19 protein-coding genes and 2 pseudogenes are annotated in these 16,116 nt (G+C 45.1%); 12 read left to right on the plus strand and 9 right to left on the minus strand.

Annotation, left to right across the window (positions count from 1 at the left end):
- Positions 1–367: 367 nt before the first annotated feature.
- The 5 genes from ACE3JL_RS09415 (at position 368) to rpsK (ending at position 2,322) form a co-directional block, all read left to right on the plus strand.
- On the plus strand, positions 368–634 hold the full coding sequence (locus ACE3JL_RS09415; protein WP_288025766.1) for a YciI family protein: 267 nt from the start codon (positions 368–370) through the stop codon (positions 632–634).
- Between the two features lie 307 nt (positions 635–941).
- Positions 942–1,172, plus strand: coding sequence for a translation initiation factor IF-1 (gene infA, locus ACE3JL_RS09420; RefSeq protein WP_002737109.1), 231 nt, complete (start codon positions 942–944; stop codon positions 1,170–1,172).
- Between the two features lie 127 nt (positions 1,173–1,299).
- Complete coding sequence (rpmJ, locus tag ACE3JL_RS09425; protein WP_012593611.1) at positions 1,300–1,413, plus strand: 50S ribosomal protein L36; 114 nt, start codon at positions 1,300–1,302, stop codon at positions 1,411–1,413.
- A 93-nt stretch (positions 1,414–1,506) separates the two neighbouring features.
- Positions 1,507–1,890, plus strand: a complete 384-nt coding sequence (gene rpsM, locus ACE3JL_RS09430) for a 30S ribosomal protein S13 (RefSeq protein ID WP_002735415.1) — start codon at positions 1,507–1,509, stop codon at positions 1,888–1,890.
- 39 nt (positions 1,891–1,929) lie between these two features.
- A complete protein-coding gene (gene rpsK, locus ACE3JL_RS09435) occupies positions 1,930–2,322 on the plus strand; it encodes a 30S ribosomal protein S11 (protein WP_002735413.1) in 393 nt (130 codons plus the stop codon).
- Between the two features lie 16 nt (positions 2,323–2,338).
- Here the strand turns inward: rpsK and ACE3JL_RS09440 are convergent, their stop codons facing one another.
- Entirely contained in the window at positions 2,339–2,512 is a 174-nt protein-coding gene (locus tag ACE3JL_RS09440; RefSeq protein ID WP_375329341.1) for a hypothetical protein, read from the minus strand.
- A gap of 3 nt (positions 2,513–2,515) precedes the next feature.
- On the opposite strand from ACE3JL_RS09440, the gene ACE3JL_RS09445 reads away from it, so the two are divergent.
- The 6 genes from ACE3JL_RS09445 to rpmE all read left to right on the plus strand — a co-directional run bounded on the left by ACE3JL_RS09445 (position 2,516) and on the right by rpmE (position 5,906).
- Positions 2,516–3,457 carry a DNA-directed RNA polymerase subunit alpha gene (locus tag ACE3JL_RS09445; protein ID WP_150976240.1) on the plus strand — a complete coding sequence of 314 codons (942 nt, stop codon included), beginning with the start codon at positions 2,516–2,518 and terminating at the stop codon, positions 3,455–3,457.
- A gap of 21 nt (positions 3,458–3,478) precedes the next feature.
- Positions 3,479–3,829, plus strand: coding sequence for a 50S ribosomal protein L17 (rplQ, locus tag ACE3JL_RS09450; RefSeq protein WP_002766099.1), 351 nt, complete (start codon positions 3,479–3,481; stop codon positions 3,827–3,829).
- Positions 3,830–3,831: 2 nt separating this feature from the next.
- On the plus strand, positions 3,832–4,662 hold the full coding sequence (gene truA, locus ACE3JL_RS09455) for a tRNA pseudouridine(38-40) synthase TruA (RefSeq protein WP_375329342.1): 831 nt from the start codon (positions 3,832–3,834) through the stop codon (positions 4,660–4,662).
- A 117-nt stretch (positions 4,663–4,779) separates the two neighbouring features.
- Positions 4,780–5,235: a 50S ribosomal protein L13 gene (gene rplM, locus ACE3JL_RS09460; RefSeq protein ID WP_002780818.1), complete on the plus strand. Its 456-nt coding sequence runs from the start codon at positions 4,780–4,782 to the stop codon at positions 5,233–5,235.
- 4 nt (positions 5,236–5,239) lie between these two features.
- Positions 5,240–5,653 carry a 30S ribosomal protein S9 gene (gene rpsI / locus ACE3JL_RS09465; protein ID WP_002737094.1) on the plus strand — a complete coding sequence of 138 codons (414 nt, stop codon included), beginning with the start codon at positions 5,240–5,242 and terminating at the stop codon, positions 5,651–5,653.
- Between the two features lie 19 nt (positions 5,654–5,672).
- Positions 5,673–5,906, plus strand: coding sequence for a 50S ribosomal protein L31 (gene rpmE, locus ACE3JL_RS09470; protein ID WP_002760058.1), 234 nt, complete (start codon positions 5,673–5,675; stop codon positions 5,904–5,906).
- A 112-nt stretch (positions 5,907–6,018) separates the two neighbouring features.
- On the opposite strand, the pseudogene ACE3JL_RS09475 reads toward rpmE, so the two are convergent.
- Positions 6,019–6,246: pseudogene (locus ACE3JL_RS09475) on the minus strand (IS5/IS1182 family transposase); the annotation flags it as partial.
- A 278-nt stretch (positions 6,247–6,524) separates the two neighbouring features.
- Here ACE3JL_RS09475 and ACE3JL_RS09480 point away from each other — a divergent pair.
- A pseudogene (locus tag ACE3JL_RS09480) lies at positions 6,525–7,739 on the plus strand (ISL3 family transposase).
- An 83-nt stretch (positions 7,740–7,822) separates the two neighbouring features.
- On the opposite strand, the gene ACE3JL_RS09485 reads toward ACE3JL_RS09480, so the two are convergent.
- The 7 genes from ACE3JL_RS09485 to ACE3JL_RS09515 form a co-directional block, all read right to left on the minus strand.
- Positions 7,823–8,122 carry a DUF4164 domain-containing protein gene (locus ACE3JL_RS09485; RefSeq protein ID WP_271991946.1) on the minus strand — a complete coding sequence of 100 codons (300 nt, stop codon included), beginning with the start codon at positions 8,120–8,122 and terminating at the stop codon, positions 7,823–7,825.
- A 67-nt stretch (positions 8,123–8,189) separates the two neighbouring features.
- Positions 8,190–9,254 carry a glycosyltransferase family 4 protein gene (locus ACE3JL_RS09490; RefSeq protein WP_271991948.1) on the minus strand — a complete coding sequence of 355 codons (1,065 nt, stop codon included), beginning with the start codon at positions 9,252–9,254 and terminating at the stop codon, positions 8,190–8,192.
- A 78-nt stretch (positions 9,255–9,332) separates the two neighbouring features.
- A complete protein-coding gene (glyA, locus tag ACE3JL_RS09495; RefSeq protein ID WP_271991949.1) occupies positions 9,333–10,616 on the minus strand; it encodes a serine hydroxymethyltransferase in 1,284 nt (427 codons plus the stop codon).
- A gap of 732 nt (positions 10,617–11,348) precedes the next feature.
- The gene (gene clpB / locus ACE3JL_RS09500; RefSeq protein WP_375329343.1) at positions 11,349–14,009 is read right to left on the minus strand and encodes an ATP-dependent chaperone ClpB; all 2,661 of its coding nucleotides are present in this window, start codon (positions 14,007–14,009) and stop codon (positions 11,349–11,351) included.
- 92 nt (positions 14,010–14,101) lie between these two features.
- On the minus strand, positions 14,102–14,587 hold the full coding sequence (locus ACE3JL_RS09505; protein WP_375329344.1) for a GNAT family N-acetyltransferase: 486 nt from the start codon (positions 14,585–14,587) through the stop codon (positions 14,102–14,104).
- 22 nt (positions 14,588–14,609) lie between these two features.
- Entirely contained in the window at positions 14,610–14,912 is a 303-nt protein-coding gene (locus ACE3JL_RS09510; RefSeq protein ID WP_002768918.1) for a hypothetical protein, read from the minus strand.
- Positions 14,913–15,030: 118 nt separating this feature from the next.
- Positions 15,031–15,924 (minus strand): methylenetetrahydrofolate reductase, encoded by an 894-nt coding sequence (locus tag ACE3JL_RS09515; protein ID WP_271991953.1) that lies wholly within the window; start codon positions 15,922–15,924, stop codon positions 15,031–15,033.
- Positions 15,925–16,116 lie beyond the last annotated feature (192 nt).

The raw sequence follows: 16,116 nt of genomic DNA on the forward strand, positions 1-16,116 counted from the left end.
CTAAGCAAAATTAATTACACATATCTAACCACCTCTTGCCTCCTGCCTCTTGCCTTTTGCCTATCTTGACTAGGAAATTAATTTTGCACGACTACTTATAAGCTAAGACGTATTTAAACCGCTTATTCTTAGATTAGCCGAATCTCCCTCGTCCCCCTGCTAGTAGGGTTGATTCAAGGTAGGGTTGATTCATGAATCAACCCTACTAGGGTTGGGGGGGTTGCATGAGTGCCTCTTGCCCCTTGCCTCGTCTCAACAAGCAATTTAAATTAGGAAGAGCTTAGCTCTGTTACATGGCAGCATCGACGGCCAAGATTAATCGGTATAATTATAGGGTTGTTAATCCGTCCTAGCCTACTGGAAATTTATGCCCTGGTTTGTCAAGATAGAAAAAGGCATTGTTGATAAAACTACCTTCGATCGCTATGTCAGCGCCCATAAGGACTATGTGCGTGATTTAATTAGCCAAGGACGAGCAGCAAAAAGTGGTTATTGGGCAGAAAGGGGCGGCGGAATGTTATTATTTAAGGCCGATTCTCTTGAGGAAGCCCAAGCAATTATAGTTCGCGATCCTTTAATCGAGAATGGTTGTGTGGAATACGAACTCCATGAATGGCGAATTGTCGTAGAATAATCTAGCTTTTCAGTCAACAGTAAACAGTAATCAGTAATCAGTGAAAAGACGGCAATGTTAAGCTTTTGATTATCTAAATATTACTCCTTAAATACTGCCTAGTAGTGGGGAGATGGGGGTGGAGAGTGGAGTCAGGAGATGAGAGAGGGAAGATGGGGTGCTTTTTTGCTGTGAACTGAAAACTCGCATCTGAATCACTGATCACTAATAACTGATCAGTGATAAGCTATATTGGGGCGATTGTGCTAACAGCACGGTTGCTGCTGCCGATCATTAAATTGTCTCCAGTAAATTTGAGGAATTAACTTTGTCTAAACAAGATCTCATCGAAATGGAAGGAACCGTCACCGAATCTTTGCCTAACGCCATGTTTAGGGTAGATTTAGATAACGGTTTCAACGTCTTAGCCCATATATCCGGCAAAATCCGTCGTAATTATATCAAAATCCTCCCCGGCGATCGAGTCAAAGTGGAACTCACACCCTACGACCTAACCAAAGGCAGAATTACCTATCGCCTGAAAAATCAGAAAAAATAGCGATAAAGAGGGGCAGAAAAGCCAAAAAGCCTAATAAGCAGCCAAATTTATTTAAAAAAAATAGGTGACACAGGTAAAAGAAATCTGATATAATAATAAGCTTGCAGTGTTGCCAAAATAGTTAGGCATGAAAGTTAGAGCGTCTGTCAAAAAAATGTGCGAAAAGTGCCGCGTCATCCGTCGGCGCGGTCGAGTCATGGTAATTTGTTCTAACCCCAAACACAAACAGAGACAAGGTTAAACCACCAAAGTCACTGTCTTGGGGCAGAGAATCGTTACCGTTAATTGTAGTCGTTTTTGGAAAAAAAATCGTTCATAGGGAGAAAAAAAAAGCGTGGCAAGGATAGCTGGTGTAGACCTACCTCGCGATAAGCGTGTGGAAATAGCCCTGACCTACCTCTACGGAGTGGGTCTATCGCGTTCCCAAGAAGTCTTATCCGCGACGGGTGTTAACCCTGACACTCGGGTCAAGGATCTCAGCGATGAAGACGTGGCGGCGCTACGGACTTATATCGAAACAAATTATCAAATCGAGGGGGATTTGAGACGCTGGGAGGCGATGAACATCAAACGCCTCGCCGATATCGGCACCTATCGAGGTCGTCGGCATCGGCTAGGATTACCCGTGCGCGGGCAACGGACGCGAACCAATGCGCGGACCCGTCGCGGTCGTCGGGTGACAGTGGCAGGGAAGAAAAAAGCCCCCTCCAAGAAATAATTTTTTATTCATTGCGATATCCCCCAATCAAGAAAAACTATGGCGCGACCAACCAAAAAAACCGGACCGAAAAAACAGAAGAAAAATATTCCTACCGGAGTCGCTCACATTCAATCGACCTTCAACAACACCATTGTCACGATCGCCGATACCAAAGGCGATGTGATCTCTTGGGCATCGGCGGGATCGAGTGGTTTTAAAGGAGCCAAAAAAGGAACCCCCTTCGCCGCCCAAACCGCCGCTGATAACGCTGCCCGCCGAGCGATCGAACAGGGAATGCGTCAACTAGAAGTGATGGTTAGTGGCCCCGGGGCAGGACGGGAAACCGCAATCCGAGCCCTGCAAGGAGCAGGATTAGAAATCACCCTGATCCGGGACGTGACTCCTATCCCCCACAATGGTTGTCGTCCTCCCAAACGCCGGAGAGTGTAAACAGTGAACAGCTTTTTCAGGTGACAGAGATCTTGAGGCCAGCAGCCGTTAGCTTTGAGCGCATCAGCAGCAGAATCCGGTCGTCAAAGACCATCTGCTCAAAAAGCCGAACGCCGAAAGCTAAAGGCTGAAAGCCAAAGAAAACTGATAACTGATAACTGATAACTGATAACTGAACAAGGGAGGTCAATCGGTGGCGCAATTTCAAATCGAGTGTGTAGAAGCAAAAACTTACAAGAATCAGAGTCAGTACAGTAAATTCGTACTAGAACCTCTGGAAAGAGGCCAGGGTACGACCGTAGGTAATGCCCTAAGACGGATTCTCATTTCCAATCTGGAAGGAGCGGCCGTGACGGCCCTGCGGATCGCGGGAGTCAATCACGAATTTGCCACCGTCGAGGGGGTACGCGAGGACGTGATGGAACTCATGCTCAACATGAAAGAAATCATCCTCAAAAGCTACACCAATCAAACCCAAATCGGGCGTTTAGTGGCAACTGGACCGGCGACAGTAGTGGCGGCACAATTCGATTTACCCTCAGAAGTTGAGATAGTCGATCGCAATCAGTACGTCGCCACCCTGGCCGAAGGGGCCAAGCTAGAGATGGAATTTCGTGTGGAAAAAGGCAAAGGCTACCGGGCAATTGATCGCAGTAAAGACGAAGCCACTTCGCTAGACTTTCTGCAAATCGACTCGATTTTTATGCCCGTAACCAAAGTCAACTACAGCGTCGAAGATATCCGTTCCGAAAGCGGTCAAGCTAGAGATCGTCTGCTCTTAGAAATTTGGACAAACGGGAGCATTAACCCCAAAGAAGCCCTTTCCCAAGCGGCTGATATGCTGGTTAATCTCTTTAACCCGCTCAAGGATCTCAACGCCCTCGAATCCTCTGGTAACTTTGACGACCAAGAGATCAACCAAGAAAACCAAATTCCGATCGAGGAACTACAATTATCCGTGCGCGCCTACAATTGCCTAAAGCGAGCGCAGATCAACACCGTAGCCGACCTCCTCGATTACAGCCAAGAAGATCTCTTAGAAATCAAAAACTTTGGGCAGAAATCGGCCGAAGAAGTCATTGAAGCCCTACAAAAACGGTTAGGTATCACCCTACCCCAAGAAAAAAGCAAGTAAACCCAATTCCAGGAAAATACCATGAGACATCGGTGTAAAGTGCCTCAATTGGGTCTGCCGGCTGACCAAAGAAAGGCACTGCTGCGCAGCTTGGCCACCCAGCTAATTCGCCATGGTCAGATCACCACCACTCTAGCGAAAGCGAAAGCGGTGCGAGCAGAGGTAGACCACATTATCACCCTAGCTAAAGACGGTTCCCTGAGCGCTCGTCGCCAAGCTATGGGCTACATCTACGACAAACAACTGGTTCACGCCCTCTTTGAAGGCGCCCAAGCCCGTTATGGCAACCGTAACGGCGGTTATACCCGGGTCGTGCGTACCCTACGCCGTCGCGGGGATAATGCCCCCATGGCGATTATCGAACTGATGTAACGATGACAGCTTGCCCCCAGTCGCGGATCGCCCTAGTTATCCAGTATGTGGGAACTAATTTCCACGGCTGGCAAAGGCAACCCCATCACAGGAGCGTGCAGGAGGAAATCGAGAAGGCTCTGGCCGATATTCTCGGTCATGCCGTCACTCTGCACGGGGCCGGACGTACCGATAGCGGTGTTCACGCCGCCGCCCAGGTTGCCCATTTCCAGCAGCAGAGTCCGATCCCACCTGCCCATTGGGCTAAGGTTCTCAATGCTCGGCTAGATGACGATATCGTCATTCGGGCCTCGGCCCAGGTTCCGGATCGCTGGCACGCCCGTTTCTCGGCCCTCTGGCGACGTTATCGTTATACCCTCTATACCGACTCCATCCCCAATCTCTTTGTTAGCCCCTTTAGTTGGCACTACTACCATCGTCCCCTCGATGCCGATTTGATGGCCAGGGCCTTACAGCCCCTATTGGGTAAGCACCATCTGGCCGCCTTTCACCGTGCCAACTCTAGTCGTGACCATTCCTGGGTAGAAGTACAGGGGGTGGAATGCTACCGTCAAGGGCCGTTTGTACAGATGGAAATTCAAGCCAATGGCTTTTTGTACGGGATGGTGCGGCTATTGGTGGGAATGTTGGTGGAGGTGGGAACTGGCGAGCGATCGCTAGAAAACTTTACCGACATCTGGGTCAATCAGCGCCGAGAATTGGTCAAATACGCCGCACCAGCTAAAGGACTATGTTTACTGCGGGTGGGTTACGCTGATTTTCCCTTTGCCGATAGCGTCTGGTGCGAGACTCAGCCTCTTTATTATTTCCGAGCAGAGGGGATAGGGGAATAGGGAAATAGGGAAATAGGGAGATAGGGAAATTTCAACTAAAACCCTAAAACCCTAAAACCCTAACCCCCAGGTGGGCAATAAAAAAAATTAATTTTTGTAAAGCAAGGCAAACTGACCATGAACAAAACACCGCTACCAAATTTAGAGACTCTAGAGCAGAAATGGTACGTCATTGATGCGGCCGATCAGCGTCTAGGTCGTCTGGCCACCGAAATCGCGATGATTCTACGGGGCAAAAATAAAGCCACCTTCACCCCCCATCTGGATACGGGGGATTTTGTCATTGTTATTAACGCCGAAAAAGTGACGGTGACGGGCAAAAAACGCCAACAGAAAGTTTATCGCCGCGACTCCGGCAGACCGGGTGGTATGAAGGTAGAAACCTTCGATAAACTGCAAAAACGCATTCCCGAACGGATTATCGAACACGCTGTTAAGGGAATGCTCCCGAAAAATAGCTTAGGTCGGAAATTGTTCACGAAACTGAAAGTTTATGCCGGTGCGGAACATCCCCATCAGGCACAACAACCGGAAGTTTTAGCGATTAATACGATTCCCGCAGGAGGAAATTAAGTCAATGCAAGCCACGGACAGTAAAAATAAGGTAGTTTATTGGGGAACGGGACGACGCAAATCGGCGGTCGCTTCCGTGCGTCTCGTGCCGGGGACGGGGGCAATTACCGTTAACGGTCGCGATGGGGAAACCCATTTTAACCGCATTCCCACCTATATCCAGACGATTAAGGCTCCTCTGGAGACTTTGGGACTGGAAAACGAGTATGATATCATCGTTAAGGCCGAGGGCGGTGGTTTGACCGGCCAAGCGGACGCAGTGAAATTGGGTGTCGCTAGAGCTTTATGTCAATTGGCCCCGGAAAATCGTCCTCCCCTCAAGAGTGAAGGTTATCTGACTCGGGATCCCCGGGCGAAGGAACGGAAAAAATACGGTCTTCACAAAGCGCGTAAAGCGCCTCAATACTCGAAACGTTAGGTTAATAGAGAGGTTTATTATGCCGAAGAAAATTCATCCTACTTGGTATCCGGAAGCGAAGGTGATCTGTAATGGTGAACTGGTGATGACGGTGGGTTCGACAAAACCAGAAATTCATGTGGAGGTTTGGTCGGGTAATCATCCTTTTTATACGGGAACCCAGAAGATGATCGATACGGAAGGCCGGGTCGATCGCTTCTTGCGTAAGTACAAAATGGGTGATAAGTCAAGCAAAAAGGCTGATCAGAAATAATTCTTTACTTTTGCCTTTTTGACCCGGTGGGGAAATTTTCCCGCTGGGTTTTTTGGTAGGTAGGGGCTGCTGAAAAAGTTATTGAAAAGTACAGGTCTCTTAATCAATGATTTCACTTAGGTACAAGCATAAGCTTTAGTTGTTGATTAATTTCTAAATTATAACTTATCGTAATCATTGACCAAGAAAAAGTGCTGTTTTTCCATTTCAGACATAAAAAAGCCCCAAAAACCTGCCCCAACAGGTTAGAAAGATTCATGACTAAAAAAGTAATAGCAATCGCTGAAAAGGAAGTATGAGGAACTTTAGCCATCACTTTACCTAAACTAACCTGAGTTCGGGATAACGCTATATCATACTAAATCCGTTGAGTACAGGCTAGTTATGAGGAGAGGCAAAAGGCAAGAGGCAAAAGGGAACAAATAATCAGTTTTTAAGGCTCTTTGGTAACTGTTATGCAAATAATTAACTTAAAATAAAAATCGATGAGACTGCCTACGCCTAAAAGTAGCTGAAATCTATACAGGAAAACACTTAAGGCACAAATAAGTTAATACCAAAAGATAGACAATTGAGTTAAGATTTGATATAATAGCCAAAAACGAGATTATTTTACTTATGATACTGGACAAATTTTTGAACCTACAAGGAACCTGTATTCAAGGCTATCGACACCTAGAAAATATCGATATAGTTTGACCAGTCGAATCGAAAAATCAAAAAGCAATCTGTCCTCGTTGTGGGTTAGAGAGCGATAAACTACACCAAAATCATCGACATTTAGTCAAAGATTTACCAATCTCAGGACAACCAGTGTACCTACAAGTTAATCGTCGTCAATTTAAGTGCGGTAATTGTCAGAAACCCTTTAGCGAAGAGTTAGATTTTGTCGGCAAGAAACGAACCTATACGAAAAGACTAGCCGAGAATATACTCGAACAATTAAAATCAGGAGATATTTTAAATGTTAGCCGAAGAAATGACGTAACGGAAGAAGAGATTCAAAGAATGATAGAGGACATAGCTGAAGAAATTACAGAGACAGACCTATCGAAATTAAAAAGACTAGGAATTGATGAAATCGCTCTAGTCAAAGGACAAAAAAATTACTGTGCGGTTTTAGTAAATTTAGATACGGGAAAACTAATAGCTATTCTAGAGAAGCGAACACAAGAAGAATTGAGGGAAACGCTTACAGGGTGGGGAAAAGAGGTATTAGAGCAAATTGAAGAAGTCAGCATAGACCTTTGGTTGCCCTATAAAAATTTGGTGAAAGAATTGATGCCATCGGCCGAGGTAGTCGCCGATAGATTCCATGTAATGAAACAAATTAATCAAGAGTTAGACGAACAGAGAAAAGCAGAAAAAAGAGCGGTAGAAGCGCAGAAAAATAAAAAACAGAAAGCGGAAAAAGAAGCAAAGCTAGAAGTTTTAAAGCGAAGTAAATATAGCTTGTTAAAAAATGAAAAAGATTTAACGGAAACCCAAAAAATTAAACTAGAAGCTATCAAAGAAAATTTTCCAAATTTGAAAAAGATGCAGGAATTAAAGGAAGAATTTAGAAAGATTTATGAAACCTCAGAGAATCCGACAGAGGGAATGCTATCCATCTCGGAATGGTTGGCAAAATCCTCCAGTGTTTTTACTAAGAGTTGTCAAACAATCCGAAACTGGTTTGGAGAAATTATTAGTTATTTCGAGCGAAGGACCACGAATGGGGTGGTCGAGGGAATCAACAATAAACTTAAACTAATAAAACGGAGAGGCTATGGCTTTAGAAACTTTCGGAATTTTTGGGTTAGAAGTATGTTGTCTTGGCATCTTGTCTGTTGATTCAGCATAAAGGGTAACGAAGAGCCAATTAGAGCTTGCTGAAAAAATAATATAGGAAAAATTTATGATGCTAAGGGCAACTTCTAGGGGTTGCCAATAAACCCAAAAAGTTTAGCTGCTCCTCCTAAAATAGCAACAACAAGGGCGATTAAAATGCCTCGATTAGTAAACTCTTGATAGGCAACTCTAGCGGTCAATCCGTCAATTTTTGTGCTTAGTCGCTCATCTAAAGCTTTAATTTCTCCTTTAAGTTCTGCCTGTCCGATTTCTAATTTTGTCAGACGTTGATCGATTCTATCAGCTTTGTGGTTGACTTCCTTGATGCTGTCTTTGATTTCCTTGAGGACCGTTTCAAGGGAATAAGTTACGGTTTCGTTAGACATTTGCTAAACTCCCAGAGTTATCCTGCCGCTATCTTAATTATCAATCTTTTTTCTAGTTTAAGACCGCTTACGGTTCACTGCCACGATTGCGCCAGACTTGCCAACCGACATAACCGAGGAGGAGAGTCGCACCAAAGGCAAAACCCCAACCACTGGGAACATTGGAAAAACCGAGGGCTAAACTGCCCACCCAGAGAGTGAGGGCGTAGATAAATAATACTGTCAGACGGTGAGAGATACCTGCTTTCAGTAAACGATGGTGTAAATGACGTTTATCAGCCACAAAAGGGGATTTTCCGCGTTTGAGACGGGAAATAATCACCGTGGACATATCGAGGAGAGGAACCGCGAGGATGAGATAGGGTAGTAAGACGGCGGTAACGGCAACAGTAGTCACAGCAGTGGTTTTAGCCAATCCAATCACCGCCACACCCGCCAGGGTAAAACCCATAAAATAGGCCCCACCATCCCCCATAAAAATTTGAGCGGGGTTAAAATTGTAACGCAGAAAACCCAAGGCTCCACCGGCTAAAGCTGCGGCAATAATAGCGGCGGCCGGTTGTCCCATCACCAAAGTTACAATCAAAATCACCACGGCAGATATACCCGAAACCCCCGCCGCTAATCCATCTAAACCGTCAATCCAGTTAATCGCATTAGCCATCCCCACTAACCAGAGGAGAGTAATCGGTAAACTTAGCCAATGAATTTGTAATAAATCGCCGAAGGGAATAGAGAGAAAATCGATCCTAACGCCGGCTTGCCAAGCTAGAAAAGCGACGCTAAACTGCATTACCAGACGATTGAGGGGCGAAAGATTAAAAAGATCATCCGCTAAACCGATGAGGAAAAATCCCAAACCGCCTAGGGTTACACCCCACACTTCCCATTCTCGATCGCTTTTTAAACCAGCAAACCCTCCCAACCACCAAACGATTAGGAGGGCAGTTAAAGCGCCAATAAAGATCGAAACTCCCCCCAGTCGAACCATGGGTTTTTCGTGGACTTTCCTTTCGTTGGGTTTATCGACGTAACCGCTTTTCAGTCCGACGGTTCTGACGAGGGGGGTACTCCAAAGTACCACGGTATGGGCGATCAGAAAAGCAATTAGATAGTATAAATCTCCGGACATGGGAATTGGGGGGCGATTTAATTCACAATTGGCCACTGACAGGCAATCGCCAATTATGAATTTTTATTATCTCTCTTTTTAGGCCAAGGCGGGGACGGAAATATGGAGATGGGGATAGAGGGGGAAGCTTTCACAGAGTTTGGCTACCCGTTGACGGCAAGCAGTTCTCAGGGCTTCATCACCGGGATTAAGGAGAATATCGGCGATAATGTTGCCAATCTCAATAAATTCCGTTTCTCCTAGTCCTCTGGTGGTCATAGCCGGGGAACCCAAGCGCAGACCACTGGTGACAAAGGGAGACTCGGGATCGAAGGGAACAGTGTTTTTATTAGCGGTAATATTAATGGTACTCACCAGACGATCAGCCTCTTTCCCAGTCATGCCCACGGATCTCAAATCGAGTAACATCAAGTGATTATCCGTACCATCGGTGACAATTTTAATCCCTCTAGCCTTCAACTGACCGGCCAAAGCTTGGGCATTAGCGATTACTTGGCCCGAATAGATTTTAAACTCCGGTTTCAATGCTTCCCCAAAAGCCACCGCTTTCGCCGCAATCACGTGTTCTAGGGGACCGCCTTGGGTACCGGGGAAGACAGATTTATCGAATTTTTTGCCTAATTCCTCATCTTTGGTCATAATTAACCCCCCCCTAGGACCGCGCAGGGTTTTGTGAGTGGTGGTAGTGACTACATCACAGTGGGGTAGGGGGTTAGGATGATGACCAGTGGCCACTAAACCAGCAATATGGGCGATATCTGCCATCAAGTAGGCCCCCACTGCGTCAGCGATGGTGCGGAATTTCTCGAAATCAATCCGGCGCGAGTAGGCAGAATAACCGCAGATAATTAGTTTGGGTTTTTCCTTGCGGGCGATGTCAAGGATGAGATCGTAGTCCAGGCGCTCGTTTTCGGGACTTACTCCATACTGTACTACCCGGAACCATTTCCCAGAAACGTTGACGGGGGAACCGTGGGTAAGATGACCACCGTGGGAGAGATCCATACCCATAATCGTATCGCCGGGCTGCAAGAGGGTCAGAAAAACGGCGAAATTAGCTTGGGCCCCGGAGTGGGGTTGTACATTAGCGTGGTTTGCCCCAAATAATCGTTTAACCCGATCAATCGCTAATTGTTCCGCTTCGTCAATGTATTCGCAACCGCCATAGTAGCGTTTTTTGGGCAGTCCTTCCGCATATTTATTGGTTAAAACCGAACCCTGGGCGGCCATGACAGCAGCGGAGGTAAAGTTTTCACTAGCGATTAATTCTAGGTGATCTCTTTGACGTTGCAGTTCTTTTTGCAGAATCCCTGCGATCGCTGGATCGGTCAGGGATAGTATATCTAGGTTGGTATCAGTCACGGTTACTCGATCCTTTCTTGAACAATTTGCCTGTAATCATTGGGTCGCTTTTTCCATTTTGGCACAATCTCTAATCTTCCAACACACCGGTGAGCTTAATTGCTTATCGGCTCTCTTGGATTTGGTGAGTAAAATGTATTCTAAGATACATTTCTGCTGGCGCGGGAGTGAAAGGAACCACAGAGACACAGAGGACACAAAGATCGATCAATCATATAGTAGGTTAAACTTATCACACAGAACCGAGAAGAGCCATCTTCGGGGTCGATCATTGATTGTCAACTGTTAGCGGTAAAATCTTAATTTTTAGTCAATAAGTAGGGTTTGCAGCAAAAAGTTTGTTGGTGGGGTTAGGAGTTGGTCGTTTTTATTTTCTCAAAATCAGTTGAATAAGTTGACTGACCAACCAACATTACGCCGGATATTTCAGCAATAAAACCTGTTTAGCTAGGGTTTGCAGCAAAAAGTTTTTCGTGGGGGTACGTTGTGGGGTTTTACGGATTTTGAGGGGGTCAGTTACCTAATTTTCAGGGAAAAAGTGCCTGAATTTTACCCCCGATCACTCCAATGGTTGGCAATTTTTGAGGGAAAAAAAGTCTAAAAGTTTTATCCAACAAGGGTTTTAGATTTATTCAGCAACTTCTAGCTAGATTTACAAGGACTGTTGTGGCAAAATTTTGTTTATGTTGGCTGAATTGATCCGCAGAGGGGGAATATATCCCCTATCTGGTTTTAATCCGAACTGAGGTTAACCACAGCTAATTCTAATCTTGGCTCTTCCTTTTCTAGCTCCTTTTTGCTAAAACTTAACACCTCGTCCAGACAATCAATTACCACCGTATCCCCTTCCATAAAAGCTTGTTCGAGAATTTTTGTGGCTAAAGGATTCTCTAACTCCCGTTGGATAGCACGTTTTAAAGGTCGCGCACCGTAGGTAGGATCGTAACCAACAGTAACGATATGATCTTCTGCTGCCGTAGTTAATTCTAGATTAATTTTTTGTTCTCCTAATAATCTTTCCAGACGCTGTAATTGCAGACGAACAATGTAACGCAATTCTTCTTTTTTCAGGGTATGGAAAATAATTAAATCGTCGATACGATTCAAAAATTCGGGACGGAAATGACTCCGCAAAGCTGTTAAAACCCGTTTCCGCATCTCCTCATAATCAGCATCTTCGGAAACATTTAAAATATGGTCACTGCCAATATTACTGGTCATGACGATAATCGTATTCCGAAAATCCACCACTCGCCCCTGAGAGTCGGTAATGCGCCCATCGTCAAGCACTTGTAATAAAATGTTAAAAACATCCCGATGGGCTTTCTCCACTTCATCCAATAAAACCACCGAATAGGGACGACGACGCACCGCTTCCGATAGTTGTCCCCCTTCCTCGTAACCCACATAACCCGGAGGCGCGCCGATTAACCGCGAAACCGCGTGTTTTTCCATGTATTCCGACATATCGATGCGAACCATAGCTTCCTCGGAGTCGAACAGTAACCCCGCTAAGGCCCGCGCTAACTCGGTTTTACCCACTCCTGTGGGTCCCATAAATAGGAATGAACCAATCGGACGGGAGGGATCTTTCATTCCCGCGCGTGCGCGTCGAATCGCCGCTGCTACTGCCGTGACCGCTTCATTTTGTCCGACAACTTTTTTCTGTAAATGAGACTCTAATTCTAATAATTTTTGTCGTTCCGATTCCATTAAACGATTGACGGGAATTCCCGTCCAACGGGCAACTATTTCGGCAATATCAGCATCAGTTACCTGTTGTCTTAACAGGGTCGAACCTGCCGATTGAATCGTTTCTAGTTCTTTTTCTTTTGCTTCTAATTCCCCTTGTAAAATTTCTAGTTTGCCATACTTTAATTGAGCCGCTTTATTGAGATCATAAGCTCGTTCCGCCTGTTCCACCTGTAGGCGCAATTGTTCCTCTTCCTCTCGCAATAATTTAATTTCCTCGGCGATATGTTTTTCCGTTTGCCATTGGTCAGCGAGAGGCTTTTGTTTACTTTCTAATTCCTCAATTTCTTCGATAATTCTTTCTAAACGCTCTTGAAAAGCTCGATCTTTTTTCTCCTCTTTTTCTAAGGAGAATTTTTCCATCCGTAACTGCATTAAGCGACGATCTATCATTTCTAAATCGGCGGGTTTAGTGGTACTTTCTACCTCTAATTTTGCCGCCGCTTCATCGACTAAATCGATCGCTTTATCCGGTAAAAAACGATCGCTAATATAACGATGGGATAGGGTAGCTGCTGCCACTAGGGCCGAATCGGTAATTGTCACCCCATGATGCACCTCATAACGTTCTTTTAAACCCCGGAGAATTGAGATAGTATCCTCCACGGAAGGTTCCTTAATATAAACCTGTTGAAAACGTCTTTCTAAAGGGGGGTCTTTTTCGATATGATTGCGATATTCATCCAAAGTTGTCGCCCCAATACAGCGCAATTCTCCCCGAGCTAACATAGGTTTTAATAGGTTGCCCGCATCCATCGATCCTCCTTCCCTGGAACCCGCACCGACAACAGTATGTAGTTCATCGATAAAGAGAATAATTCGCCCTTCTGATTGGGTCACTTCTTTCATGACTGACCGCAATCTTTCCTCGAATTCGCCTCGATATTTTGCCCCAGCGATTAAACTTCCCATATCGAGGGAAATTAACTGACGATTTTTCAAAGATTCGGGAACATCTCCGTTAATAATCCTTTGGGCCAATCCTTCCGCAATAGCGGTTTTTCCTACCCCCGGTTCACCAATTAAAACTGGGTTATTTTTCGACCGTCGCGAGAGGACTTGTACCACCCGTCGAATTTCTTCATCGCGACCGATAACTGGGTCTAATTTGCCTTCTTTGGCCGCTGCTGTTAAATCCCGTCCATATTTATCTAAAGCTTCGTATTTTTCCTCTTGATCGGGTTCAGTAACCTTTTGAGTACCGCGAATCGCTTTGATGGCTAATTCTAAATCTTGGGGGTCAAGATTGAAAGTGCGTAAACATTTCCGGCCAACCCTTTCATCTTCGGCAAAACCGACGAGAAGATGTTCGACGGAGATAAATTTATCTTGCCAACTTTCCCGGGATGCTTCGGCGCGATCTAGCAGCAGATCAAGACCACGACCTAGGTATAATTGATCGACGATGGCCACTTTCGGCTGTCGGTTAGTGAAGACTTCTAGCTGTTGTTGCAGTCGCGGAATTTCTATATTAGCTTTTTGTAAAATCCGGGTGGCTAGACCGTTATTCTGCTCTAGGAGGGCAATAATAACGTGTTCCACCTCTAAGGTCTGGTTTTTGAAGCGTCGCGCAATTTCTTGCGATTTAACGATTGAATCCCAAGCTTGTTCAGTAAATTTATTCGAGTCTGTGGGTTGCATTCTGCACCAATGAGGAAAGCCAGTGTCAGAGGTATAGTATAGCAAGGAGTCTCGATCGATCACAAAGTTCTAGGCTCGACAAAGGGACTGACTTATTTATCGCTATTACCCAATTGGGTTAAAGCAGTCCCGGTGAGACGACAAATTTGCCACTCTTGGAAGACCTTAGCCCCCATTTTTCCATAAAAATCGATCGCCAGTTGATTCCACTCTAAGACAGTCCATTCTAAAAGTCCTGCATCCCTAGCGACGGCAATTTTAGCCACAGCCATTAGTAAAGCTTTGCCGATACCTTGGCCGCGATAATCGGGTAAAACGAAGATATCTTCTAGGTAAATCCCTGGTTTAGTGAGAAAGGTGGAATAGTTAGTAAAAAATAGGGCAAAACCGACTATTTTACCCTCTACTTCCACCACCAATGCTTCGATGTAGGGTTTTTCTCCGAATAAATGCTCCCCTAAAGCTTGACTATTTCCTGTCATTAAATGGCTGAGTTCTTGATAGGCCGCTAAGGCGATAATTAAGTCAAAAATAGCCTTGACATCGGTAGAAACGGCAGCACGGATGGAATAATTCATGATTGCTGGTCAAATCTTGATTTTAATGCTGATGATGTTTATGGGGAGATTCAGCAGGGGGAGAATTAAGATTGGAAAAATGACCGTTATTTAATCCCATCCCAACGCTACCAATACTGAAAAGTCCCATGGACACAAAACCGGCCGCAATTGTCCCCATGGCCACGGTTCCAATGGAAACTACTCCCATAGGAACAATACCAATGGAAATAACGCCCATGGGAACAATGCCAATGGAAATTATACCAGTGGGGGCAATACCGATCGATAACCATTTTCGCCCACCACAACTATTCTCTTTTTCTTGACCTAGATTGGAATCCATGCTTTTAACCCCGAAGATGCTTTGAGCCTTCCCATCCTAGGTTAGGGGTAGAATTCTTGTCAAAAGACCGCTAGTCAAAATGAAAGTTAATTTTTTTTAAAACTATTGACTTTTCATCTCAGTTATGTATTGGCGGGATACCAGCCAGATCGAGAATTTTCGGGACTAAATCCTCTCGTTTTATTGCCATGATGTGGACACCTTGACATAACTGCTGGGCTAATTTTATTTGTTCGGCGGCGATTTTGATACCTTCTTCGAGGGGATGAGGTGCATCAGCGAGTCTTTGAATGATCTGATCGGGAATTTGCACCCCCGGCACATTTTTATTTAAAAATACGGCATTTTTAGCCGATTTTAACAGAAAAATTCCGGCTAGAACTGGTTTATCGGCGAGGGAGGCCACCTGCTGCATGAACTTATCAAGACACTCGAAATCCGTAACTAATTGACTTTGAAAAAACTGCGCTCCTGCTTCGATTTTACGCTCAAAACGGCTTTGAAGACCGGACCAACTTTTTGACTGCACATCGACGGCAGCCCCAGCAAAAAGTTCTAGGGGTCCATCCGGTAAAGATTTATCGTTAAAGTCAAAACCTTTATTTAATTTATCGATTAATTTTAACAAACGTACCGATTCTAGGTCAAAAACTGCCCTAGCTTTGGGGTGATCTCCTGCTTTGACGGGATCTCCAGTTAAAGCTAGTATATTTCTCAATCCCAAGGCATGAGCGCCCATTAGATCTGCTTGTAATCCGATCACATTGCGATCGCGACAGGCCATTTGACAGATGGGTTCAATGTCGTGTTGATAGAGAATAGCAGAGGCAGCCAGAGAGGACATTCGCACTACGGCGCGACTGCCATCGGTAATATTAGCCGCATGAACGCGATTTTTCAGCCAGAGGGCCATTTCTAGCATATGACTGGTATTACCACCTTTCGGGGGAGTAATCTCGGCTGTAATCAAAAATTCTCGGTCTTGAACCGCGCGTCTTAAACGAGTAGTCATCGAGTTATCTAGGTTTTAATCATAAATTCTATAGTAAAATCTGATGTGCAACTTACAAAGATCAAGTCAGGATGTTAGGTAAAATTAGCAGCGATAGGCTTTCTCCATGGATCAGGTTTTCTTATATACCGTGTAAATAATGCGCTAGTATTTAAACTAAAGCCATCCTTTTGAGCGCAGGGTTTGGAACCC

This window comes from Microcystis sp. BLCC-F210, from assembly GCF_042134685.1.
Taxonomy (GTDB): Bacteria; Cyanobacteriota; Cyanobacteriia; order Cyanobacteriales; family Microcystaceae; genus Microcystis; species Microcystis aeruginosa_D.

Coding starts and splice junctions, on each gene's coding strand:
- ACE3JL_RS09415 (WP_288025766.1), top strand. CDS start 368: ATGCCCTGGTTTGTCAAGATAGAAAAAGGCATTGTTGATAAAACTACC.
- rpmJ (WP_012593611.1), top strand. CDS start 1,300: ATGAAAGTTAGAGCGTCTGTCAAAAAAATGTGCGAAAAGTGCCGCGTC.
- rpsK (WP_002735413.1), top strand. CDS start 1,930: ATGGCGCGACCAACCAAAAAAACCGGACCGAAAAAACAGAAGAAAAAT.
- rplQ (WP_002766099.1), top strand. CDS start 3,479: ATGAGACATCGGTGTAAAGTGCCTCAATTGGGTCTGCCGGCTGACCAA.
- truA (WP_375329342.1), top strand. CDS start 3,832: ATGACAGCTTGCCCCCAGTCGCGGATCGCCCTAGTTATCCAGTATGTG.
- rplM (WP_002780818.1), top strand. CDS start 4,780: ATGAACAAAACACCGCTACCAAATTTAGAGACTCTAGAGCAGAAATGG.
- rpsI (WP_002737094.1), top strand. CDS start 5,240: ATGCAAGCCACGGACAGTAAAAATAAGGTAGTTTATTGGGGAACGGGA.
- rpmE (WP_002760058.1), top strand. CDS start 5,673: ATGCCGAAGAAAATTCATCCTACTTGGTATCCGGAAGCGAAGGTGATC.
- ACE3JL_RS09485 (WP_271991946.1), bottom strand. CDS start 8,122: ATGTCTAACGAAACCGTAACTTATTCCCTTGAAACGGTCCTCAAGGAA.
- ACE3JL_RS09490 (WP_271991948.1), bottom strand. CDS start 9,254: ATGTCCGGAGATTTATACTATCTAATTGCTTTTCTGATCGCCCATACC.
- clpB (WP_375329343.1), bottom strand. CDS start 14,009: ATGCAACCCACAGACTCGAATAAATTTACTGAACAAGCTTGGGATTCA.
- ACE3JL_RS09505 (WP_375329344.1), bottom strand. CDS start 14,587: ATGAATTATTCCATCCGTGCTGCCGTTTCTACCGATGTCAAGGCTATT.
- ACE3JL_RS09510 (WP_002768918.1), bottom strand. CDS start 14,912: ATGGATTCCAATCTAGGTCAAGAAAAAGAGAATAGTTGTGGTGGGCGA.
- ACE3JL_RS09515 (WP_271991953.1), bottom strand. CDS start 15,924: ATGACTACTCGTTTAAGACGCGCGGTTCAAGACCGAGAATTTTTGATT.